Origin of the sequence: Kitasatospora sp. NPDC092039, from assembly GCF_044756065.1 — a bacterium.
Classification (GTDB): Bacteria; Actinomycetota; Actinomycetes; order Streptomycetales; family Streptomycetaceae; genus Kitasatospora.
This window is the reverse complement of the sequence record NZ_JBIVSD010000028.1, coordinates 1-20,787: the sequence shown is the minus strand read 5'-3', so window position 1 is coordinate 20,787 and position 20,787 is coordinate 1. Positions and strand designations below refer to the sequence as shown.

Genomic DNA, 20,787 nt, shown 5'->3' with positions numbered 1-20,787 from the left:
GATGACAGATGACAGATGATGAAATCTGTTATCTGTCATCTGTCAGCGGTCATCCGTCAGCTGTCATGTGACAGGATGCGGGGCCATGACGAGCAGCGGACGCTTCCAGGTACTGCGGGCGAGCACGCGCCCGGCGACGGCGTGGCTCAACGGGGGCGGGGTGACCAGGGAGGTCGCCGGGTTCCCAGCCGGAGCCGGACTGGACGCCTTCGACTGGCGGGTCAGTCTCGCCGACGTCGCCTCGGCCGGGCCGTTCTCCCCGTTCCCCGGGATCGACCGGGTGATCACCCTGGTCGAGGGTGCCGGCATGGCGCTCACCGTCGACGGCGCCGAGCGGCTGGTGGACGCGCCGTTCCGGCCGTTCGCCTTCTCCGGCGACGCCAGCACCGACTGCCGCCTGCTGGCCGGCCCGGCGGTCGACTTCAACGTGATGACCCGCCGAGGGCGGGTCGAGGCCACGGTGGACCTGGCCACCGCGCCCACCACCGTCGGCGTTCCGGACGGGAGCACCGCCCTCGTGGTCTGCCTGGCCGGCACCGCCACCCTCGACGGTGTCGAACTCGCCCGCTACGACGCCGCGTTGATCGACGGCTCGGGCACGTACGGGCTACGCCCGGGCGGCACGACCGCCGTCGTCACCTTCCGCACGGCCGCCGTCTGACGGCCGGCCGACGGTCCGGCGCACCAGCGGAACCGGCACGTCGGCGCACCGACGCGCCGACGCGGGACGGCGCTCTCGTCTCCCGGACCACCCGGGAGACGAGAGCGCCGTCATCGCATCAGCCGCAGAACACCGGCGTGGCGTGCGCCGGGTCCAGGGCGTTGGTCACCAGGTGCAGCGCCGTCGGCGAGAACGCGATCCCGACGTGTTCCACCAGCGAGACCGGGCAGTGCGCCTGCACCACCTCGTTGTCGACGTCCGGGCCGCTGAGGAACTGGGTCCGCCACGGGGTGACGACCTCGTCGAGGACCGTCGAGACCACCGTGTAGCTCACGCCCGGCACGGTGTCCGGCCGGGAGGCCATCACCTCGTTGAAGTCGGAGCCCACCGCCTGGTCCCGGCAGGCCTGGCAGACCGTGTAGATCAGGTCCGCGACGCCCGGGAAGTAGGGCGCCAGGTTGGTGATCCCGTCGAGCGTCGTGCCGTGGTTGGACGGCGCCAGCCCGACCAGCCTGCCGACCTTGGACCCGCCGCCGAGGAACTTGAGGTAGTAGTTCGGCAGCATGCCGCCCTGCGAGTGCCCGACGATGTCGACCTTGGCCGCGCCGGTCGCGCTGCGCACCAGGTCCACGAACCACGCGAGTCGGGCCGCCGACTCCGGGACCGGCCGGAGGCCGCCGATCGGCAGCAGCAGCCCGCTGCCACTGGACGTGACGCCGGGGACGGTCCCGTAGTCGAGGGCGAAGACGCAGTACCCGAGGCTCTTCAGCAGCGGGGAGAGCGCCAGCCAGTTCTCGTAGCGGTTGGCGAAGGTACCGTGCACCAGGACGACCGGTTCGGGGTGCGCGGCGCTCGGCCGGCAGGTCCAGTCGTTGGCGCCGGGCGGCGAAGCCACCGTGTCACCGTCGGGCGGCAGTTCGGCGGACGCGGCGTACGGAGCCGACCCACCGGACACGGACGACACCGGGGACACGGAGGACGGGGCGGCCCCGGACACGGCGGGCGCGGACGCGGCGGCGCTCGCCGGCGACACCGCCGCACCGGCCACCAGCGCCCCCGCCAGCAGCAGCACGCCCAGTGCGCCGCCGACCCTGCCGCGCACGGGAGTCGCGGAGAAGCGGAGAAGTGGGGTTCTCAACTGTTGCCTCCACAGCGGAAGTTTGTTACCAACAGGTAACCCGAGGGCTCCATCATGCGGTCGCCCCTCCGGCCCGGCCCTTGGGCGTTCCCCAGACCTGGACGGTGTTCTCTGTGACCGGTCACAACGCGCCCCATCGCACGCCCCCGACCCCCCACCGGACGCCCCCGACCACCTCCCACCCCACGCCCCCGGGCGGCGACAGCCGCACTCCCCCGAGCACCTCCCACCGGACGCCGGACTGGCGCGTCCCGGTGATCGGCGGCCTCCCGGCCGACCAGCGACTGCTCGGCGGCATACGGGAGTTGGCCGAGGCCGTGGTCGCCGCCCTGCTGGAGCGGGTGCCGGTCTACCGCCGGCTGCCCCGCGAACAGCTCACCGGCGAGCTGACCCGGGACACCGAGCGCCGCATCCGCGCCCTCGCCCACACCGTGAGAACCGGCCTCCCCGCCCCCGCCGAGGAGCTCGCCGCCGTCCGGGAGTCGGCCGCCCGGCGCGCCGAGGAGGGTCTGCCGCTGGACGCCGTCCTGCTCGCCCACCACCTCGGGCTGGAGGTCTGCTGGGAGTTCGCCACCCGGCACGCCCGGGACGGCGACGCCGCCGACCTGATCGCCCTCAACCGGCTGTTGCTCGACCAGCTCCGCCAGGCCGCCACCGCCGCCGGGGCGGGCTACCTGGACGGACGGCACCCGAGCGCCGACCGGCGGGGCGCGGCCCGGCGCTCCCTGCTCGGCGCACTGCTCGCGGGCACCCCCGTCGACGAGGCCGCCGACCGCGCCGGGTTCCGGCTGCCCACCGGGTACGCCGTGCTCTGCCTGTCCGTCGCCGACCACTCCGACGAGCTCTCCCCCGGTGTCGACCCGGGCATCGCCGCCCGCCGCAAGCTGCGCCGCTTCGAGGCCGAACTCGACCACCGCACCCGGCAGTCGGCGCTCACCGCACTCACCCCCGCGGGCGGCCTGGTGCTGATCCCCTTCGACCCGTCACCCGGCCCGGACGAGGACGACGCCGACGGCGCGCCCTGGCCGGTGCTCACCGCCACGCTCGCCGCGGCGGCCCGGGCGGCCGGTGCGGCCGTACTGGCCGGGGCCGCCGCGGCCTCCCCCGCCGAGGTGCCCGCAGCGGCCGCCCTCGCCTACGAAGTCCTGGACGTGGCAAGGTCGTTCGGCCGACCGCCAGGGCTGCACCGGCTGGACGACGTCCTGCTGGAGTACCAGCTCACCCGGCCCAGCCAGGCCCGCTCCCGGCTCGCCGCGCTGCTCGAACCGCTGACCGACGCCGGGGAGTTGCTCGCCACCCTGCGCACCCACCTGGCCGGGGGCCTGAACCGCCGGCACACCGCGAACGCCCTGCACCTGCATCCGAACACCGTCGACTACCGGCTGCGCCGGATCGCCGCGCTGACCGGCCTGGATCCGACACGCCCCGCCGACGTCCCACGGATCACCGCCGCCATCGCCGCCCGTACGGCCGAACAGGGCGCCCTTGCCGGCTAGTCAGGGCACCTCCGATGCCGGGCGCGGCGGGCAGCCGAGCCCCGGCGGGCGCCGGACGTCGGACGTCGGCTAAGAAGTCGAGAGCCAGGCGTCGGCAAGGCGGTCGAGCCGGCCGCCCACGATGTCGCGCGGCGGCGTCAGCCCTGCTCGCCCGGCAGCCGCAGGTCCCAGCCGACCAGGGCGCGCAGCTGCTCCGCGGTCACACCGTCCGGCACCGGCTGGGGAGCGTCGTGGCGCAGCGGCGGCTGCCAGCCCTCGTCCTCGGTCCAGCGGCGCACCACCTTGGCCGGCGCCCCGGCGACCACACTGTGGTCCGGCACCTCGCCGCGCACCACGGCGCCCGCCGCGACCACCACGTTGCGGCCGATCCGCGCCCCCGGCAGGATCACCGAGCCGGTGCCGATCCAGCTGCCCGAGCCGATCTCCACCGGCTCGTTGCGCGGCCACTGCTTGCCGATCGGCAGCTCGGTGTCCCGGTACTCGTGGGCCTGGTCGCTGATGTACACGCCGGGCCCGGTCCACACGTCGTCGCCGATGACGATCGACTGGTGCCCGACGATGTGGCTGTCCCGGCCGATCACGCACCCCCCGCCGATCCGCACGATCGGATCCGGCCCGAGGTCGAGCCCGGGCAGGAACCCGGCGCTGATGGTGACCCGCTCACCGATGATCGAGAACGGCCCGATGGTGATCCACCGCTCGTTGAACACCGCCCCCAGCGGGAAGCTGAGCGTCGTGCCGTCCCCCAGCTCGCCGAACCGGTACGGGCCGGGGTTGCGGTTGGTGACCGCACCGGTCCGCTGCACCCAGCGCCAGCCCCGGTGAACGAGGCGCCCGGCGGCACGGCGGCCACCGGTCCGGACGGCTGAGACGAGGGAACGGGTTATCGGCATGCGCTCACGTTACCGGCCCGTAGCATCCGCCCGTTCGCCGGGAGGCGTCCGGAGGAACGTCCGAAACCCGCGACCTGAAGCCGACCGCGGTGGAAGACTCCGCCCCATGGAGATCACCGAGCACATCGACGCGCTGCGCCGCGAGGGCACCCGGCTCGCCGAGGCCGCGGCCCGTACCGAACCGTCCGCCCCCGTACCGACCTGCCCGGAGTGGCAGTCGGCGGACCTGCTGCGGCACATCGGCTCCGTCCACCGGTGGGCCGCCGCCATCGTCTCCCGGGGCCTGCGCGCGCCACTGGACGAGGCGGGCGCGCAGGCCGCCATCGGGCCGCTGCCACCGGACGCCGAGCTGCTCGGCTGGTACCGCGAGGGTCATGCCGTCCTGGTGGACACGCTCACCGCGGCGCCCGTCGACCTCGAGTGCTGGAGCTTCCTGCCCTCGCCCACCCCGCTGGCGTTCTGGGCCAGGCGCCAGGCGCACGAGACCGCCATCCACCGCCTTGACGCCGACGCGGCCGCCGGTGCGCCCGGTCCGGTCGTGGACACCGCGCTCGCCCTGGACGGCATCGACGAGCTGGTGCGCGGCTTCATGCCGCGCGGCCGGTCCGTACTGCGCAGCGACGTGCCGCGTACCCTCCAGGTCCGGGCCACCGACGGAGCCGGTGCCGGACCCGGTGCCGGAGCCGCAACCGCGGAGGAGGCCGGCTCCTGGCGGCTGACGATCACCCAGGAGCCGCCCACCGTCACCACCGGCGAGAGCCCCGAGCCGGCCGACCTGACCCTCACCGGTCCCGCCCACGAGCTCTACCCGCTGCTGTGGAACCGGCTGTCCGCCGAGCGGGCCGGGAAGGTCGAGGCGATCGGCGACCGGAGCCTGCTCGCACTCTGGAGCGACGCGGCGGCGGTCCGCTGGTCGTGACGCCGCGAGGATCCGCGGCACCGCGAGGACTCAAAGGCACCGGCGAGGAGCCGAGGCACCGGCGAACGGCGGCGGCGTCCGAACGGTCCTGATGCCCGGGGACGGTGACGTCCCCGGGCCCACCGGGCGCGGACGCCCGGGGATCCCGCCGTCAGCGCACCCAGCGAGCGGGCCGCTTCTCCAGGAACGACCGCATGCCCTCCTGCGCCTCCTCCGAGCCGAAGAGCCGCGCCGACAGCTCCACCAGCTCGTCCGCGTCCCGTTCGAAGGAGCGCACCACCTCGGCGTTGGCCAGCCGCTTCGACTCCGCCAGGCCCTGCGGGGAACCCAGGCGCAGCGCGTCCAGCAGGCCCCTCAGCACCACGCCGGTGGACTCGGCGGAGTCGGTGGCGCTGGTGATCAGCCCGATCCGGGCGGCCTCGGCGGCGTCGAAGACCTCGCCGGTGAGGTAGTAGCGGGAGGCGGCCCGCGGGTCCAGCTTCGGGCGCAGCGGCAGCGAGATGACGGCGGGCGCGAGACCGAGCCGCACCTCGGTGAAGGCGAAGGTCGAGGCCGGTCCGGCGACGGCGAGGTCCGCCGCGCCGACCAGGCCGAGGCCGCCGGCCCGCACGTGCCCGTCGATGACGGCGATCACCGGCTTGGCGCAGTCCACGATCGCCCGCTGGAGCTCGACCAGACCGCGGGGGCCGACCGTCGGGTCCGCGCCGGTCGCCTCGGAGAGGTCCGCGCCCGCGCAGAACACCTTGCCGGTGTGCCCGAGCACCACCGCGCGGACCTCGGGATCGGCCGCGGCGGCGGCCAGCCCGGCGCGCAGCTCGGCCATCAGCCGGGTGGAGAGCGCGTTGCGGTTGTGCGGCGAGTCGAGGGTGAGCGTGGTGACGGCGTCGGCGGTGCTGACGTGGACGAGGGGCGCTGCGCTGGTCATCGGCGGGCCTGCCTTCCGGCTGAGGGTGGGTCGGACTGCGGGCGTCTCCCGGGATCCGCCCGGACGACGCCCGCACGACTCTGGCACGCCCACCCGCCCCTCGGCCAGAGCCGACCGCTCCGGGGGTCCGGAGACGCTCCCCTTCCCCCTGGCCGGAAACCGGGCCGGGTACCGGGCCGGGATCTCGGGCCGGAAGCCGGGCCGAGACCCCGACCGCGGGTTCCTCGCCGGCACCCGCCGAAATCCGGTGGTGGCGGTCCCCGCCTCCACGGCAGCATCGTCGCCATGACCACCTCCGCCCCCGTCCTGCTGCTCGCGCCGCGCATCAACGAGACGGGCCTCCAGCTGCGCACCGCCGCCGGCCGCCGGGGCCTGCGGGCGCACACCGCGACGTCCTGGCAGGCGCCGCCCGAGCTGCTCGACACGACCGTGCACCTCTACGGCGGACCGCTGTTCGGCGACGCCGTCGGGCGGGAGTTCGGCCTCGGCCTGCTGGAGCCGGCCGCCGACTGGCTGACCCGGCTGCCGCGCGACCTGACCGGGCGGCGGGTCTCCTGCACCACGCTGGCCGAGGCCCGCCGTCTGCGACACCCGGCCTTCGTCAAGCCGCCGGTGGACAAGCTGTTCGCCGCCCGGGTCTACCCCGACGGCGGGGCGCTGCCGGGGCCCGAGCTGCTGGACGGGGACACGCCGGCGCTGGTGAGCGAGGTGGTGCGGTTCGCGGTGGAGTACCGGCTGTTCGTGCTGGACGGCGAGGTGCGGTCCGGCTCCCGGTACGCGATCGACGGTGACCTGTCGGTGGCGCCGCTCGACCAGGCGCCCGGCGGCCAGGCCGCCGACGCACTGGCGTTCGCCGGTGATGTCCTGGCCGCCTCGTCGGCGGCCGCGCCGCTGCCGAGCGCCGTCGTGGTGGACATCGGGCGGACGGACGAAGGAAGTTGGGCCGTGGTGGAGGCCAACGCGGCCTGGGCCAGCGGTGGGTACGCCGCCGATCCGGACGCCGTCCTGGACGTGGTGCTTCGTTCGGGTGGCCCGGCGGCCCAGCTCCCCGCCGCTGACCGCCCGTTCCTGCGCGACCTGCCCGACGTGGTGCGCTGAGGGCGGCCCGCCACCGGAGGCCGGGGCTTGCGGCTCTGGCGGATCGTGGCAGAGGATCCGCGCCATGACCACCTCCCACCTCACCCACATCACCGAGCCGCCCGGGGTCGCTCCGGGTACCGGCTACACCCAGGTCGTCACCGGCACCGGTCGGCTGGTCCTGGTCTCCGGCCAGGTCGCCTTCGACGAGCAGCGGAACCTGGTCGGCGAGGGCGACCCGAAGGCCCAGGCGCTGCAGGTCTTCGAGAACCTGCGGCGCTGCCTGGCCGCCGCCGGGGCCGGGTTCGAGCACGTCGTGAAGCTCACGTACTTCATGACGGACATCACCCACCTCGCGGCCGTCCGTGAGGCCCGCGACGAGCACCTGGGCGCGCTTCCGGCGCCGGCCTCCTCGGCGATGCAGGTGGCGGCCCTGTTCCGGCCCGAGGTGCTGATCGAGATCGAGGCGTTCGCGATCGTCCCGGAGTAGCCGGCGCGGAGGGCAGCGGACAGGTAACAGCCGACCGACAACGGATGTCAGCTGACAGATTTCAAATTCTGTCAGCTGACATCCGTTGCACGTTCGCCCGCACTGCCCGACTTGGCACCGCCCGGCCGCGCCCAGCTCCGCCAACTCCCGAGTGGTACAGACCTGTTGACGCATTGGTCCAGTCCTCCTACAGTTCCCATGCCTCGCCTCCCCACGGCGCAGGCATCGATCGCCCACGGATCAACCAAGGTTCTACGTCACCCTGTTCAACCCCCACAGCCACAGGGAGAACCATGTCCGCTCGATCCCGGGCCGGGCGCCCGCGCGTGCGCAGCAGACTGCTGGCACTGCTCTCCGTCCTGCTCCTGCCCCTCGCCGCGCTCACCGCGCTGGCCGCCCCGGCGAACGCCGCCGGAAAGCTCACCGCCGCCTTCACCACCGCCGACAACGGCTCCTGGTGGCAGGGCACCTACATCGTCCGCAACGACAACGCGACCGCGGTGAGCGGCTGGACCCTGGAGTTCGACCTCCCGACCGGCGTCACCATCGGCAACAGCTACAACGGCACCGCGACCGTCAACGGCCGGCACGTCACCGCCACGGCCGCGTTCTACAACTCCACCGTCAACGCCCACAGCACCACCGAGCCGTACAGCTTCTGGTTCGTCGGCAACGGTCCGGTCTCCACTCCGCTCAACTGCCGTGTCAACGGTGACAAGTGCGACGGCACGGCGGACGTCCCACCGTCCGCACCGGGCACGCCGACGGTCACCGAGTCCACCGCGCACACGCTCGCCCTGAGCTGGCCGGCCGCCACCGGCGGGGACTTCCCGGTCGCCTCCTACGACGTGCTGAGCGGCAGCACCGTGCTGGCCACCGGCCCGTCCACCAGCGTGCTGGTCACCGGCCTCACCCCGGCCACCTCCTACACCCTGGCCGTCCGGGCCAAGGACAGCCGCGGCAACACCGGCCCGCTCGGCCCGTCCGTCACCGCGTCCACCTTCGACCCGTCCACCGACACCTCGCCCCCCACCGCACCGGCCGGCCTCCGGGCGACGGCCGTCAGTTCGTCGGAGGTGAAGCTCGCCTGGAACGCGGCCACCGACAACGTCCGGGTCGCCGCGTACGACGTCTACCGGGGCGACGCCCTGGCGGCCACGGTCACCGGCGGCACGCTCGGCGCGACCGTCGGCAGCCTCTCGCCGTCCACCGCCTACACCTTCACCGTGAAGGCCCGGGACGCCGCCGACAACGCCTCACCGGCCTCCGCCCCGCTCACCGTGACCACCTCGGACCTGGTCGGCGCCGGGAAGTACGCCCGGGTCGGCTACTTCGTCCAGTGGGGCATCTACGGCCGCCAGTACTTCGTCAAGAACCTGGACACCTCGGGCGCCGCCGCCAAGCTCGACGTCATCAACTACGCCTTCGAGAACATCGATCCGGTCAACCTGACCTGCCTAGCGGGCGTCACCAAGGGCACCAGCGGCAACCCGCAGGACCCGGACCAGGGCACCGGCGCCGGCGACGCCGACGCGGACTACGGCCGGGCGATGAGCGCCGCCCAGTCGGTGGACGGCGTGGCCGACGACGGCTGGGGCAAACTCCGCGGCAACCTCAACCAGTTGAAGAAGCTCAAAGCCAAGTACCCGAACCTGAAGGTGGTCGTCTCGCTCGGCGGCTGGACCTACTCCAAGTACTTCTCCGACGCCGCCGCCACCGACGCGTCCCGCCAGAAGTTCGTCAAGTCCTGCGTCGACACCTGGATCAAGGGCAACCTGCCGGTCTACAACGGCGCCGGCGGCGACGGCGTGGCCGCGGGCATCTTCGACGGCATCGACCTCGACTGGGAGTGGCCCGGCTCCGCCGACGGCCACCCGGGCAACCACTGGAGCCCGAACGACAAGGACAACCTGACCCTGCTGCTGGCCGAATTCCGCAAGCAGCTGGACGCGTTGGGCGGCTCGCACAAGCTGCTCACCGCGTTCACCCCGGCCGACCCGGCGAAGGTCGCCGCCGGCTGGGACCTCTCGAAGATCTTCGGCTCGCTGGACATCGCCAACGTCCAGGGCTACGACTTCCACGGGTCGGGCAGCGACAACTCCTGGGAGCCGAACCGCACCGGCCACGCCTCCAACCTCTACCAGGACCCGAACGACCCCTACAGCACCCACTTCAGCGTGGACACGGCCGTCCAGACGTACCTGAACGCCGGGGTCAACCCGCGCAAGCTGACCATCGGCTTCCCGTTCTACGGGCGCGGCTGGCAGGGCGTCGCGGACGGCGGTGCGAACGGCGCCTGGCAGTCCGCGAACGGCGCCGCACCGGGCCAGTTCACCGACGAGGCCGGTACCCGCGGGTACCACAACCTGGTCACCAGCCTCTCCGGCCTCAAGGTCTACCACGACCCCAAGTCCGTCGCGACGTACGGCTACACGGGAGCCGGCGGCCAGTGGTGGAGCTTCGACGACGCCTGGGCGATCTCACAGAAGACCGCCTACCTGAAGTCGAAGAACCTGCTCGGCGGCATGATCTGGGAGATGTCCGGCGACACCCCGTCCGGCACCCTGATGTCCGCACTGGACACCGGGCTCAAGTAGCCCCACCGCGCCGCCACCCGGACAGCCCGCGCCACGGTGCGAACGGGGCTGGTGTCCCTCCCCGCACCGGGGAGGGACACCGGCCCCGCGTCACGACAGCCGTCCTACCGCGAGGCCATCGCCGTCAGCCGCCGCGCCGCCCGGTACTGCCGCAGCACCTGGGAGAAGGAGGTGTGCCCCTGGGTGGTCCGGGCGAAGGCCCGCCAGGCCGCCGGCACCAGGCAGACCGCCGCGTGGAACAGGTACGGCCGCCGCTCGAAGGCGCCCAGCAGCTGCTTGCCCGCGCGCATCTCCACGCCCAGCCCGGCCTTGACCGCGAACGCGTAGTTCAGCGCCTCGCGCCGCACCGCCGTCGCGTCGCCCGCCTCGGCGATCTTCACCGCCCACTCGCCGGCCAGCCGGCCCGAGCGCAGCGCGTACGAGATGCCCTCGCGGGTCCACGGCTCCAGCAGTCCGGCCGCGTCCCCGGCGACCAGCACCCGGCCGCGGGAGAGCGGCGAGTCCTCGGTCCGGCAGCGGGTCAGGTGCCCGGACTCGACCCGGGGGGTGAACCCGGACAGGCCCAGTCGGCGGATGTAGTCGGCGAGGTACTGCTTGGTCCGCTCGCCGTCGCCACGGGCCGAGATGACCCCGACCGTCAGGCTGCTGGTCTCGGTCTTCGGGAACACCCAGCCGTAACTGCCGGGCAGCGGGCCCCAGTCGAGGTGGATCCGGCCCGACCAGTCGGCGGCGACCTGAGCCGGGACCGGGATCTCCGCCTCCAGACCGAGGTCGATCTGGTCGAAGGTGACGCCGACGTGCCGGCCGATCCGGCTCGCGCTGCCGTCCGCGCCGACCACCGCGCGGGCCTCGAAGGTGCGCCCGTCCGCCGCCGTGACCAGCGCCGTCCGGTGCTCGCCGCCGCGCTGCTCGACACCGGTGACGGTCACCCCGGTGACCAGCACCGCCCCGGCCTGCTTGGCCGCCTGCACCAGGCGCAGGTCGAACTCGTCCCGGTTGACCAGGCCGAACAGCATCCGCTTGGACCGCCGGGTGCGGGTGTACCTCCCGTCGTAGGCGAAGGTGACGGCGTGCACCCGGTCCTGCAGCGGCAGCCGGAAATCCGGCGGGAGGCTGTCCCGGGAGGGGCCGATGATGCCGCCGCCGCAGGTCTTGTACCGGGGGTGTTCGGCCTTGTCGAGCAGCAGTACCCGGCGGCCCTGGGCCGCGGCGGCGTGCGCGGCCGAGGAGCCTGCCGGTCCGGCGCCGACCACCACGACGTCCCAGACGCCGTCCAGCGGCCCGGCCGCGTCGTCGGTCGGACCGCCCTCGGCCGGGCTGTCGAGCGGGCTGCGGGAATCGGAGCTTCCGGAGTCAGTCACGTCGAGCAATCCTATGTGTCCGGCCGCGCCGTTCGAGCACGCCGCCCCAGTCACCGGCCGCCCCGTTCAAGGGCGCCCGGTTCCCCGAGGACCGGGAGGGGGCCGCCGGCGTCCGGCGGGGTCCGCGGGGATCCGGCCCCGCACCCTCGGAACACCCCGTTCCGCTCCGCCTATGATCGGCACTACCGCAACCCGCTTCCTCCGCCCGCACACCACCCTGGGCGGACCGTCTCCCCGGAGCCTCGATGTCACAGCCCCTGGCCGACGCCGTCCGGTCCCTGATGGACCGTGCCCGCACCGACCTCGCCGAACTGGTCGCCTTCCCGTCGGTCGCCGACCCGCGCCAGTTCCCGGTCGAGGAGTGCGAGAAGGCCGCGCGCTGGGTCGCCGACGCCTTCGCCGCCGAGGGCCTGACCGGCGTCCGGCTGCTGGACACCCCGGACGGCACCCAGTCCGTCTACGGCGAGCTGCCCGGCCCCGAGGGCGCGCCGACCGTCCTGCTCTACTCCCACTACGACGTCCAGCCCCCGCTGGACGAGGACGGCTGGCTCAGCCCCGCCTTCGAGCTGACCGAGCGCGACGGCCGCTGGTACGGGCGCGGCGCCGCCGACTGCAAGGGCAACATCCTGATGCACCTGACCGCCCTGCGGGCGCTGCGTCAGGTCCACGGCGACGCCTACCCGGTCGGCCTGAAGATCATCGTCGAGGGCTCCGAGGAGCAGGGCACCGGCGGTCTGGAGCGCTACGCCGAGGCCCACCCCGAGCTGCTCGCCGCCGACGCCATCGTCATCGGCGACACCGGCAACTTCGCCCCCGGCCTGCCCACCGTGACCGCCTCCCTGCGCGGCATGACGATCGTCGAGGCCACGGTCACCACGCTGGCCGGCAACCTGCACTCCGGTGCCTTCGGCGGCGCCGCCCCGGACGCGCTGCAGTCGCTGGTCCGGATGCTGGCCTCGCTGCACGACGAGAACGGCGACGTCGCGGTGGCCGGCCTGACCGCCGACCAGACCTGGGAGGGCGTGCAGTACCCGGAGGAGCAGTTCCGCGCCGACGCCAAGGTGCTCGACGGCGTCGCCCTGACCGGCACCGGCACCATCGCGGACCGCCTCTGGGCCCGCCCGGCCGTCACCGTGCTCGGCATCGACGCCCCGCCGGTGATCGGCGCCACCTCCTCCGTCCAGTCCACCGCCAAGGCCCTGATCAGCCTGCGCGTCGCGCCGGGCACCGACCCGGGCGCCGCCCAGGACGCGCTGGTCGCCCACCTGGAGGCACAGGTCCCGCTCGGCGCCCGCCTGACGATCGAGCGCCAGGGCAACGGCGCCCCGTTCCGCGCCGACACCAGCGGCCCGGCGTACGAGGCGATGGGCGAGGCGATGGCGGAGGCCTTCGGCACCCCGATGGTCGCCTCCGGCGAGGGCGGCTCGATCCCGCTCTGCAACACGCTGCGCTCGCTCTACCCGCAGGCCGAGATCGTGCTGATCGGCGTCGAGGAGCCGACCACCCAGATCCACGCGGTCAACGAGAGCGTCGACCCGGAAGAGCTGGAGCGGATGGCCCTCACCGAGGCGCTGTTCCTCCGCCGCTACGCCGAACTGCGCTCCGTCTGACGGACGTTCGGGGCGAGGTCCCGAGGGGCCTGCCGAGGCACGTCCGGCCGCCCGCCGCGCAACCGGCGGGCGGCCGCCAGCACCGCCGCGTACCCGACCATGCCCACCGCGAGCCCGGCCCCGGCGCCGAAGCAGACCTCCGGCACCAGGTTCCGTCGCAGCGGACCGAGCCGCTGCAGCACCCCGGTGGCCGTGGCCGCGCCCAGCACCGCGACGGCCGCCCGCCGGGCGCGGGGCGCGAGCCGCACGGCCGGCCGCACCGGCTCGACGGCCCGCACCGCACGCGCCGCCCAGCCGCCCAGCGCCGCCAGGGCGAGCGCCGAACTGCCGTACTGCAGCGCCTCGTAGAGCGGAACCCCGGCCGCCTGCCGGTCCAGTACGGGCAGCAGCCGCGATCCCAGCCGGCCGCCGTGGGTGAACGCGTCCCAGCCGACGTGGGTGGCCGCGCCGATCGCCGCCGACACCGCGAACCACGCCGCACCGCGGGCCGCTCCGCAGCCTCCGAGACCGTGGACGCCCCCGGCCCGCCGGGCGGTCAGCGCCTCGGCGCCGCCCGCCCACCGCTCGGGCAGCAGCGCCACCACCGGCCCGCGCAGCAGCCCGTGCCAGCCGGCCACCAGCACGCCGGCGATCGCCACGTCCAGCGTCGGCACCGCCCACCAGCGGTGCGTCAGCCCGCCGTGGCCGTACACGCCGGGCAGCAGGGACTCGGCGAAGAACGGCACGTCCGGCGCCATCGACCCGGCGACCAGCGCCGACGCCACCAGGGGCCCGCGCGCCCCGGCGGCACCCAGCAGGGGCAGGACGGCGGCGGGATGGCTCAGCGTGAACGGCATGCCTCCATCCTCCCGCCCGCGACCGCGGCGCCGCGCACCGGGAGGCGCGTCACGGGCCGCTCCGCCGCGACCACCCGGCACCGACCGCCGTGAACCTGCCCCTTGAACCGGCCGCACCGGCCGGTGCGGCCGCCCGCCCGCTACGCCGCGTCCGCCGTGCTCGCCAGCCCGACGGCCACCCGGCTCCCCGCCTCCAGGTACCGCAGCTCGCCGCTCCGCCGCGCGTCCAGCGCGGCCGCCAGCCGCCGGTACCGCCCCGGGGGCAGCAGCTCGCCGGCCTCGTCCAGCGTGACGAAGCGCCAGCCGCGCAGCTCCTCCTGCTGGAGCAGCAGGTTCTGCCGGCCCTCCGCGTTCAGCAGGCCGCCGTCGTACACCAGCCGCAGGCCGCCGCGGCGCGGGCCGGTGCGCGGCTCCCAGTCGACGGCGAGCAGGCGCAGCGCGGCCGGGTCCAGGCGCAGGCCCAGCTCCTCGGCGGTCTCGCGCAGGGCGGCGTCGGTGGGGGCCTCGCCGCGCTCGACCACGCCGCCGGGGAAGTCCCAGTCCGGTTTGTAGACCGGGTCGACCAGCAGCACGCGGTCCTGCTCGTCGAAGAACAGGACGGCGGAGGCCACGGTGTCGCCGGTCGGGTCCGGGGTCTGGACGATCGGACAGCGGGCGGCGCCGACCCGGACCAGCTCGGCGATCCGGTGCGCGGTCTCCCGGGGGGAGAGTTCGCTGGTGTCGATCATGCGGGCGTCGCCGACCAGCCAGCGGCGGGCGGCGCGGTAGTGGGGCAGGTGTTCGAGGCACCAGGTGCGGACCCGCTCGCTGCCCTCCGGATCGCCCGGGCACTCCTCGCGGTGGGCGATGCGGTCACGCAGGATCGTTTCTTCAGGGTCCAGCACGAAGTGGTGCACCGTGATCCCGTGCGAGGCCAGGTCGCCGAAGATCTCGTCCCGGTAGTCCTCTCTGAGCAGGGTCATCGGGACCACCAGCGGGCCCCCGACCTCACCGAGCAGCGCCGCCGCCGTCTCGGGGACGAGCCGGCGCCAGGCCGCCAGGTCCTGGAAGTCGGACACCGTCGCCAACCGGTCGACCGGAAGCATCCGGCGCAGGCCGAAGCCCACCAGCTCGGGATCGAAGAGCACGCTCCCGGGCAGCAGTTCCACCAGCTCGCGGCAGGCGCTCGTCTTGCCCGCCCCGAATGTTCCATTGACCCAGACGATCACAACGTCCCCTGCCCTCGACTTCCCCCGATGCCGTTCGCACCGGGCAGCGCCCCCGTTGGTCGAACCAGCGCCACCCGTGGTGGTACCCGCGCCACGCCGCTCCCCATGCCTCCCCGACGCGCCCGCCCGCACGCCCCGACCTGCCCCGTGACAGCGGCATGTGCCCAGGTCAGACACCCACGGGCAGAAATATGCAGACCGGTCTACATCAAAATTGCACCCCTTCACTACTGCTAGGGCACAGGGCGCCTGACGGGTCGACTTGCCGCGCACGCCCCGCTCGTACGCTCCGCGCGCCCCCACCCGTACGCCCCGTGCCCCCGCGTGCGCGCTCCGCACCCGCGCTGCGCCCGCCCCGCATCTGCCCCGAACTCGCGCTGCGCCCGCCATCGCCCGCCGGCTTGCGCCGCCCGCGCCCCGCCGCGTACAGAGGAACGATGAAGCTGCTGCCCGCAGGTCGCGTGATCGTCATCGGCTCGGTCAACACGGACCGCATCCTCCGCTGCCCCGTGCTCCCCTCCCCCGGCGAGACCGTCCTGGCCACCGCCGCCACCGGGGGCTTCGGCGGCAAGGGGGCCAACCAGGCGGTGGCGGCGGCCCGGATGGGCGCGGCGACGCACCTGGTCGCCAAGGTCGGGCGGGACGCGGAGGGCGAGGCGGCGCGTGCCGATCTGCACGGCGCGCAGGTCGAGACGGGCGCCGTGCTCACCCACCCGGACGCGCCCACCGGTCAGGCGATCGTCATGGTCGACCCGTCCGGCGAGAACAGCATCGTCGTCGTGCCCGGCGCCAATGCCCACCTCACCCCGCAGGAGGTCACCGCCGCCCTCGGCCGCCTCCGTCTGCTCCCCGTCGACGTGGTCCTGACCAGCAACGAGGTCCCCGAGGAGTGCGTCCGGGCGACCGCCGCCGCCCTGCCCGCCGCAGGCCCCTCGGGCGGCACCCGCTGGCTGCACAACACCGCCCCCGCCGGCGCCCTGCCGGAGGCCGGCCCCACCGGCCGCCGCCCGCTGATCGTCGCGAACGCCGTCGAGGCCCGCCAGCTCACCGGCGCCGCCGACGTCGCCGAGGCCGCCCGGGTCCTGGCCCGACGCGCCGAGGGCGCCGTGGTCACCCTGGGCGGTGCGGGCGCGCTGGTCGCCGCGGGCGGGACGGCGGTCCACCTGCCCGCCCCCGCCGTCCGGGTGGTCGACACCACCGGCGCCGGCGACGTCTTCTGCGGCGCCCTGGCCGCCGGGCTCGCCCGCGGCGCCGAATTGCCCGACGCGGCCGCCACCGCCGTCGCGGCCGGGGCGTTCGCCGTCACCGGCCTCGGCGCCCGCGGCGCCCTGCCCCGCCCGACTGACCTCTGACCACGCGTCGGCGGCACGCCCGTCAGGGCACCGGCCTCCGCCCGCGGAAGCTTCGCGGAACGCCCGACGGACGCCGAGGCGTCGGCGCCCCGGAACGCCCGTCGGGGGCACCCGGCGGACCCGGTGCCCCCGACGGGCGGACGGCGGACCCGCTACGGGCGCCCCATGAACGCCGGGTAGTAGCCGCTGCTGATCGCCGAGGTCCGGACGTTGGTCCCGGGCCGCGCGGCCTCGACGTACCGGTTGTCGCCCAGGTAGATCGCCACGTGCTGGATGCCGCGCGCGGTCCCGTCCGGCGACCAGAACAGCAGGTCACCGCGGCGCAACTGGCTCGCGCGGATCGGCGTGGTGGCCGCGTACTGGTCGTTGGCGACGCGCGGCAGCTCGATCCCGCCGCGCCGGAAGGACTGCTGCACCAGGCCCGAGCAGTCGTAGCCGTCCGGCCCGTTGCCGGCCCGGCGGAACGGTACGCCCAGCTGGGAGAGCGCGAACTGCACGGCGGTCTCGACGTCCCGGTCCTCCGCGACCGAGTCGTCGGCGTGGCCCGAGCCCGCGGACCCCGAGGACGAGCCGCCGCCGGTGCGGTCCAGGTAGACGTCGTAGTGCGAGGTCCAGCGCCACTCGCCCTTGCTGTTGCGGAACCAGTAGCGCGAGCCGTCCCAGCCCTGCTTGATCCCGGAGGACCTGCCGGTGGCCTTGGCGGCGGACGCGGAGCCGCCCCCGGTCCGGGCCGCGTACACGCTGTAGTGCGAGGTCCAGCGCCACTGCCCCTGACTGTTCTTGAACCAGTACCGCGAGCCGTCCCACCCGGCGTGCGCCGGGGCGGGCTCGGCGGCCGCGGGGCTGACGCCGGTGCCGAGGCCGATCACGCCCGCGCCGGTCGCGATCACGGCCACCATGCCTATCCCCCGACGGAGCCGCGCGGTGCGGGACGGACGGGAGGGGCGGACGGCGGCAGCGTCCTGCTGCCCGGTCGGTTCGCCGGCGGCCTCCGGCGCGCCGGTGTTGACGGTGGTCATCGTGCTGACTTCCTTCACTGCTGCGGATCGCTGCGGACTGCAGCGGGTTCTGTGACCGGCCAGGAATGGCCGTGCCTGTCGGCAGAGCCCCCGTCCGGCACGCCGCGGCTTCCGGTCCTGCGACCGGAAGCCGCGGCGTGTCGTCCAGGGGATTCGGTTCTGCCTGCGTGTCACGTTAGGCACGCGTCCGCTCACGGCGCGCAGTGGAGTGCGCCAATGGAAGGGTCACGGGTGGTGAGCACCGACGGCGCATCAGGGTGAACACCCGTCATCCGAGGGGGCGTCCGGAGACCCCGCCGTCAGCGTCCGGAGCCCCCGTCGTCAGCGTCCGCCGGCCTCCGCCAGCAGCTGCTTCTTCAGCACCTTTCCCAGCGCGTTCCTGGGCAGTTCGGGTACCAGGACGACCCGGCGCGGCCGCTTGTGCACCGAGAGCCGATCCGCCACGAAGGCCGTCAGCTGGTCCCCCGTCACGGCGCCGTCCGCGATGACGTACGCGACGATCGCCTGTCCGAGGTCCTCGTCCGGCACGCCGACCACGGCCGCGTCGGCGACCGACGGGTGGTCGCGCAGCGCGGCCTCCACCTCGCCCGCGCCGATCCGGTAGCCGCCGCTCTTGATCAGGTCCACCGAGGCGCGGCCGACGATCCGGTGGAAGCCGTCTGCCCCGATCACCGCGACGTCGCCGGTGCGGAACCAGCCGTCCGCCGTCCACGCCTCGGCGTCCGCGTCCGGCCGGTTGAGGTAGCCGCTGAACAGCGTCGGGCCGCAGACCTGGAGTTCGCCGACGCTCTCCCCGTCGCTCGGCACCGGCGCGCCGTCCTCGCCGACCAGCCGGGTACGGACCCCGTCCACCGGCAGCCCGACGCTGCCCGGGCGCCGTTCGCCGTCCGCCCGGGTGCTGACGGTGATCAGCGACTCGGTCATCCCGTACCGCTCGATCGGGGCGTGCCCGGTGAGCGCCGCCAACCGCTCGAACACCGGGACGGGCAACGGCGCGCTGCCGGAGACCAGCAGCCGGGCCGGGGCGAGCCGGGCCGCCGCCGGGTCCGCCGCCACCCGGGACCAGACGGTGGGCACCCCGAAGTACAGGCTGCCGCCCGCCGTCGCGTACCCCTCCGGGGTGGGCCGCCCGGTGTGCACCAGGGCGCTGCCGGTGCGCAGGGCGCCGAGCACGCCGAGCAGCAGTCCGTGCACGTGGAACAGCGGCAGGCCGTGCACCAGGGTGTCCTCGGCGGTCCACTGCCAGGCGGCGGCCAGGGCGTCGAGGTCGGCGGCGACCGCCTCGCGCCGGATCACCACGCCCTTGGGCGCGCCGGTGGTGCCGGAGGTGTAGAGCACGAAGCCGGTCGACTCGGGAGCCGGCTCGGCGAAGGTGGTGGCGGAGCGGTGCGCCGGGTCGACCGGCAGCCCCGCCACCGGGGTGTCCTGCGGCGGCGTCTCCCCGACGGCGTGCGCGAGCAGCGCCGCGCCCGAGTCGCGCAGGATGTGCTCGCGCTCCTTGGGCCCCGAGTCGGGCGGCAGCGGCACCACCGGGACGCCCGCCAGCAGGCCGCCGACCACGGCGGTGACGGTCTCGACGGTGGGCCGGGCGAGCACCGCGAGCGCCGGGGCCCCGGCCACCCGGTCGGCGACGGCGGTCGCCGCGCCCAGCAGGTCCTCCCGGGAGAGCGTCCGACCGTCGATCCGCAGCGCGTCCGCCGCGTCGCCGAAACCGCCCTGAAGTGCCGTCAGCAGTGCCATGCCACCGTCCTCGCCTCGTCCCACGCCACTGCGCCCCGTCGTCCCGGGCGCGCTCGCCTCGCGCGTCCGCCTCCGCGTCACGCGTCGGCGCCGACTCTACGGGCCGCCGCCCCGCCCGCCGCGCTCCGGGGACGACGGGGCCGGGCCGAGGAGGAGGGGCCCCCGGGAACGCCGGAGGGCGTGGCACCGGGTACTCCTCGGTGCCACGCCCTCTTCGGTCGTCCGGGGATCAGGCCTTGCGGGCCTTCACCTCGGCGGTGAGCTGCGGCAGCACCTCGAAGAGGTCGCCGACCACGCCGTAGTCGACCAGTTCGAAGATCGGGGCCTCGGGGTCCTTGTTGACGGCCACGATGGTCTTCGAGGTCTGCATGCCGGCCCGGTGCTGGATGGCGCCGGAGATGCCCGCCGCGACGTACAGCTGCGGGGAGACCTGCTTGCCGGTCTGGCCGACCTGGCTGCTGTGCGGGTACCAGCCGGCGTCCACGGCGGCGCGCGAGGCACCGACGGCCGCGCCCAGCGCGTCCGCGAGCTCCTCGACCACGCCGAAGCCCTCGGCGGCACCGACGCCGCGGCCGCCGGAGACCACGATGGCGGCCTCGGTCAGCTCGGGGCGGCCGGAGGACACCCGCGGGGTGCGGGAGGTGACCTTGGCGGCGTTGCCGGTGAACTCGACGGCGACGTTCTCCACCGCGCCGGCGGCCGGGGCGGCCTCCGGGGCGACGGCGTTCGGCTTGACGGTGATGACCGGCGCGCCCTTGGTGACCTTCGACTTCACCTGGAAGGACGCGGCGAACACCGACTGGGTGGCGACCGGACCGCCGTCGCCGGCCTCCAGGTCGACGGCGTCGGTGATGATGCCGGAGCCGAGGCGCAGCGCGACGCGGGCGGCGACCTCCTTGCCCTCGCCGGAGGACGTCACCAGCACGGCGGCGGCGTCGTTGGCCTTGGCGATCTGGGCCAGGGCGTCCACCTTCGGGACGACCAGCTGGTCGGTGAACTCGGCGCCGTCGGCGACGTACACCTTCGCCGCGCCGAACTCGCCGGCCTTGGCGGCGATGTCGGCCGCGGCCGCGCCGGCGCCCAGGACGACGGCGGACGGCTCGCCGATGCGGCGGGCCAGGGTCAGCAGCTCCAGGGCCGGCTTGCGGACCGCACCGTCGGCGTGGTCCACCAGAACCAGGATCTCAGCCATGATTCGTTGCTCCTGATCGATCGTTGGATGCGCGAACGGGTGGGACTAGATGAACTTCTGGTCGGCGAGGAAGGCCGCGAGCGACTTGCCGCCCTCGCCCTCGTCCTTGACGACCGTGCCCGCGGTCCGCGCCGGACGCGCCGCCACCGACTCGACCGCCGTCCACGAACCCGCCAGACCGACCTCGTCCGCCTCGATGCCCAGGTCGTCCAGGTCCAGCGACTGCACCGGCTTCTTCTTCGCCGCCATGATCCCCTTGAACGACGGGTAGCG

The 20,787-nt window shown here is 74.6% G+C and carries 17 protein-coding genes and 1 pseudogene; 8 read left to right on the top strand and 10 right to left on the bottom strand.

Annotated elements, in window-relative coordinates; genetic code table 11:
• The first annotated feature begins 85 nt into the window (after positions 1 to 85).
• On the top strand, positions 86 to 661 hold the full coding sequence (locus ACIQI7_RS35565; protein WP_401118120.1) for a HutD family protein: 576 nt from the start codon (positions 86 to 88) through the stop codon (positions 659 to 661).
• Positions 662 to 779: 118 nt separating this feature from the next.
• On the opposite strand, the gene ACIQI7_RS35560 is transcribed toward ACIQI7_RS35565, so the two are convergent.
• Positions 780 to 1,634, bottom strand: a complete 855-nt coding sequence (locus tag ACIQI7_RS35560) for an esterase/lipase family protein (protein WP_401118216.1) — start codon at positions 1,632 to 1,634, stop codon at positions 780 to 782.
• A 278-nt stretch (positions 1,635 to 1,912) separates the two neighbouring features.
• Between ACIQI7_RS35560 and ACIQI7_RS35555 the strand changes: the two genes are divergently transcribed.
• A complete protein-coding gene (locus ACIQI7_RS35555; RefSeq protein WP_401118118.1) occupies positions 1,913 to 3,295 on the top strand; it encodes a PucR family transcriptional regulator in 1,383 nt (460 codons plus the stop codon).
• 137 nt (positions 3,296 to 3,432) lie between these two features.
• On the opposite strand, the gene ACIQI7_RS35550 is transcribed toward ACIQI7_RS35555, so the two are convergent.
• The gene (locus ACIQI7_RS35550; RefSeq protein ID WP_401118116.1) at positions 3,433 to 4,188 is read right to left on the bottom strand and encodes an acyltransferase; all 756 of its coding nucleotides are present in this window, start codon (positions 4,186 to 4,188) and stop codon (positions 3,433 to 3,435) included.
• A 106-nt stretch (positions 4,189 to 4,294) separates the two neighbouring features.
• Here ACIQI7_RS35550 and ACIQI7_RS35545 point away from each other — a divergent pair, with 106 nt between their 5' ends.
• Complete coding sequence (locus ACIQI7_RS35545) at positions 4,295 to 5,107, top strand: maleylpyruvate isomerase family mycothiol-dependent enzyme (protein WP_401118113.1); 813 nt, start codon at positions 4,295 to 4,297, stop codon at positions 5,105 to 5,107.
• A 151-nt stretch (positions 5,108 to 5,258) separates the two neighbouring features.
• Here the strand turns inward: ACIQI7_RS35545 and ACIQI7_RS35540 are convergent, their stop codons facing one another.
• Complete coding sequence (locus tag ACIQI7_RS35540; RefSeq protein WP_401118111.1) at positions 5,259 to 6,032, bottom strand: enoyl-CoA hydratase family protein; 774 nt, start codon at positions 6,030 to 6,032, stop codon at positions 5,259 to 5,261.
• Between the two features lie 285 nt (positions 6,033 to 6,317).
• Here ACIQI7_RS35540 and ACIQI7_RS35535 point away from each other — a divergent pair, with 285 nt between their 5' ends.
• The 3 genes from ACIQI7_RS35535 (at position 6,318) to ACIQI7_RS35525 (ending at position 10,196) form a co-directional block, all read left to right on the top strand.
• Positions 6,318 to 7,130 (top strand): ATP-grasp domain-containing protein, encoded by an 813-nt coding sequence (locus tag ACIQI7_RS35535; protein WP_401118108.1) that lies wholly within the window; start codon positions 6,318 to 6,320, stop codon positions 7,128 to 7,130.
• Positions 7,131 to 7,194: 64 nt separating this feature from the next.
• Entirely contained in the window at positions 7,195 to 7,599 is a 405-nt protein-coding gene (locus ACIQI7_RS35530) for a RidA family protein (protein ID WP_401118106.1), read from the top strand.
• A gap of 293 nt (positions 7,600 to 7,892) precedes the next feature.
• Positions 7,893 to 10,196: a glycosyl hydrolase family 18 protein gene (locus ACIQI7_RS35525; protein ID WP_401118104.1), complete on the top strand. Its 2,304-nt coding sequence runs from the start codon at positions 7,893 to 7,895 to the stop codon at positions 10,194 to 10,196.
• Positions 10,197 to 10,300: 104 nt separating this feature from the next.
• Here the strand turns inward: ACIQI7_RS35525 and ACIQI7_RS35520 are convergent, their stop codons facing one another.
• Entirely contained in the window at positions 10,301 to 11,557 is a 1,257-nt protein-coding gene (locus ACIQI7_RS35520) for a geranylgeranyl reductase family protein (protein WP_387759735.1), read from the bottom strand.
• Positions 11,558 to 11,802: 245 nt separating this feature from the next.
• Between ACIQI7_RS35520 and ACIQI7_RS35515 the strand changes: the two genes are divergently transcribed.
• Entirely contained in the window at positions 11,803 to 13,167 is a 1,365-nt protein-coding gene (locus tag ACIQI7_RS35515) for a dipeptidase (RefSeq protein WP_401118100.1), read from the top strand.
• Here the strand turns inward: ACIQI7_RS35515 and ACIQI7_RS35510 are convergent.
• Both ACIQI7_RS35510 and ACIQI7_RS35505 read right to left on the bottom strand, forming a co-directional pair.
• Positions 13,143 to 14,003, bottom strand: a complete 861-nt coding sequence (locus tag ACIQI7_RS35510) for a DUF4184 family protein (RefSeq protein WP_401118098.1) — start codon at positions 14,001 to 14,003, stop codon at positions 13,143 to 13,145. The genes ACIQI7_RS35515 and ACIQI7_RS35510 overlap by 25 nt on opposite strands.
• Before the next feature lie 140 nt (positions 14,004 to 14,143).
• A complete protein-coding gene (locus ACIQI7_RS35505) occupies positions 14,144 to 15,211 on the bottom strand; it encodes an NUDIX domain-containing protein (protein WP_401118095.1) in 1,068 nt (355 codons plus the stop codon).
• Between the two features lie 437 nt (positions 15,212 to 15,648).
• Between ACIQI7_RS35505 and ACIQI7_RS35500 the strand changes: the two genes are divergently transcribed.
• The gene (locus tag ACIQI7_RS35500; RefSeq protein WP_401118093.1) at positions 15,649 to 16,563 is read left to right on the top strand and encodes a PfkB family carbohydrate kinase; all 915 of its coding nucleotides are present in this window, start codon (positions 15,649 to 15,651) and stop codon (positions 16,561 to 16,563) included.
• A gap of 152 nt (positions 16,564 to 16,715) precedes the next feature.
• Here the strand turns inward: ACIQI7_RS35500 and ACIQI7_RS35495 are convergent, their stop codons facing one another.
• The 4 genes and pseudogenes from ACIQI7_RS35495 to ACIQI7_RS35480 all read right to left on the bottom strand — a co-directional run.
• Positions 16,716 to 17,582: a C40 family peptidase gene (locus tag ACIQI7_RS35495; RefSeq protein WP_401118091.1), complete on the bottom strand. Its 867-nt coding sequence runs from the start codon at positions 17,580 to 17,582 to the stop codon at positions 16,716 to 16,718.
• Positions 17,583 to 17,903: 321 nt separating this feature from the next.
• Entirely contained in the window at positions 17,904 to 19,322 is a 1,419-nt protein-coding gene (locus ACIQI7_RS35490) for an acyl-CoA synthetase (protein ID WP_401118089.1), read from the bottom strand.
• Positions 19,323 to 19,551: 229 nt separating this feature from the next.
• Positions 19,552 to 20,514, bottom strand: coding sequence for an electron transfer flavoprotein subunit alpha/FixB family protein (locus tag ACIQI7_RS35485; RefSeq protein ID WP_401118086.1), 963 nt, complete (start codon positions 20,512 to 20,514; stop codon positions 19,552 to 19,554).
• A 45-nt stretch (positions 20,515 to 20,559) separates the two neighbouring features.
• Positions 20,560 to 20,787, bottom strand: a pseudogene (locus tag ACIQI7_RS35480) (electron transfer flavoprotein subunit beta); the annotation flags it as partial.

What these genes read in the sequence shown, in the direction of transcription:
- ACIQI7_RS35565 (WP_401118120.1), top strand. Translation starts at nt 86, where the DNA reads ATGACGAGCAGCGGACGCTTCCAGGTACTGCGGGCGAGCACGCGCCCG.
- ACIQI7_RS35550 (WP_401118116.1), bottom strand. Translation starts at nt 4,188, where the DNA reads ATGCCGATAACCCGTTCCCTCGTCTCAGCCGTCCGGACCGGTGGCCGC.
- ACIQI7_RS35545 (WP_401118113.1), top strand. Translation starts at nt 4,295, where the DNA reads ATGGAGATCACCGAGCACATCGACGCGCTGCGCCGCGAGGGCACCCGG.
- ACIQI7_RS35540 (WP_401118111.1), bottom strand. Translation starts at nt 6,032, where the DNA reads ATGACCAGCGCAGCGCCCCTCGTCCACGTCAGCACCGCCGACGCCGTC.
- ACIQI7_RS35535 (WP_401118108.1), top strand. Translation starts at nt 6,318, where the DNA reads ATGACCACCTCCGCCCCCGTCCTGCTGCTCGCGCCGCGCATCAACGAG.
- ACIQI7_RS35530 (WP_401118106.1), top strand. Translation starts at nt 7,195, where the DNA reads ATGACCACCTCCCACCTCACCCACATCACCGAGCCGCCCGGGGTCGCT.
- ACIQI7_RS35525 (WP_401118104.1), top strand. Translation starts at nt 7,893, where the DNA reads ATGTCCGCTCGATCCCGGGCCGGGCGCCCGCGCGTGCGCAGCAGACTG.
- ACIQI7_RS35515 (WP_401118100.1), top strand. Translation starts at nt 11,803, where the DNA reads ATGTCACAGCCCCTGGCCGACGCCGTCCGGTCCCTGATGGACCGTGCC.
- ACIQI7_RS35510 (WP_401118098.1), bottom strand. Translation starts at nt 14,003, where the DNA reads ATGCCGTTCACGCTGAGCCATCCCGCCGCCGTCCTGCCCCTGCTGGGT.
- ACIQI7_RS35500 (WP_401118093.1), top strand. Translation starts at nt 15,649, where the DNA reads ATGAAGCTGCTGCCCGCAGGTCGCGTGATCGTCATCGGCTCGGTCAAC.
- ACIQI7_RS35495 (WP_401118091.1), bottom strand. Translation starts at nt 17,582, where the DNA reads ATGACCACCGTCAACACCGGCGCGCCGGAGGCCGCCGGCGAACCGACC.
- ACIQI7_RS35490 (WP_401118089.1), bottom strand. Translation starts at nt 19,322, where the DNA reads ATGGCACTGCTGACGGCACTTCAGGGCGGTTTCGGCGACGCGGCGGAC.
- ACIQI7_RS35485 (WP_401118086.1), bottom strand. Translation starts at nt 20,514, where the DNA reads ATGGCTGAGATCCTGGTTCTGGTGGACCACGCCGACGGTGCGGTCCGC.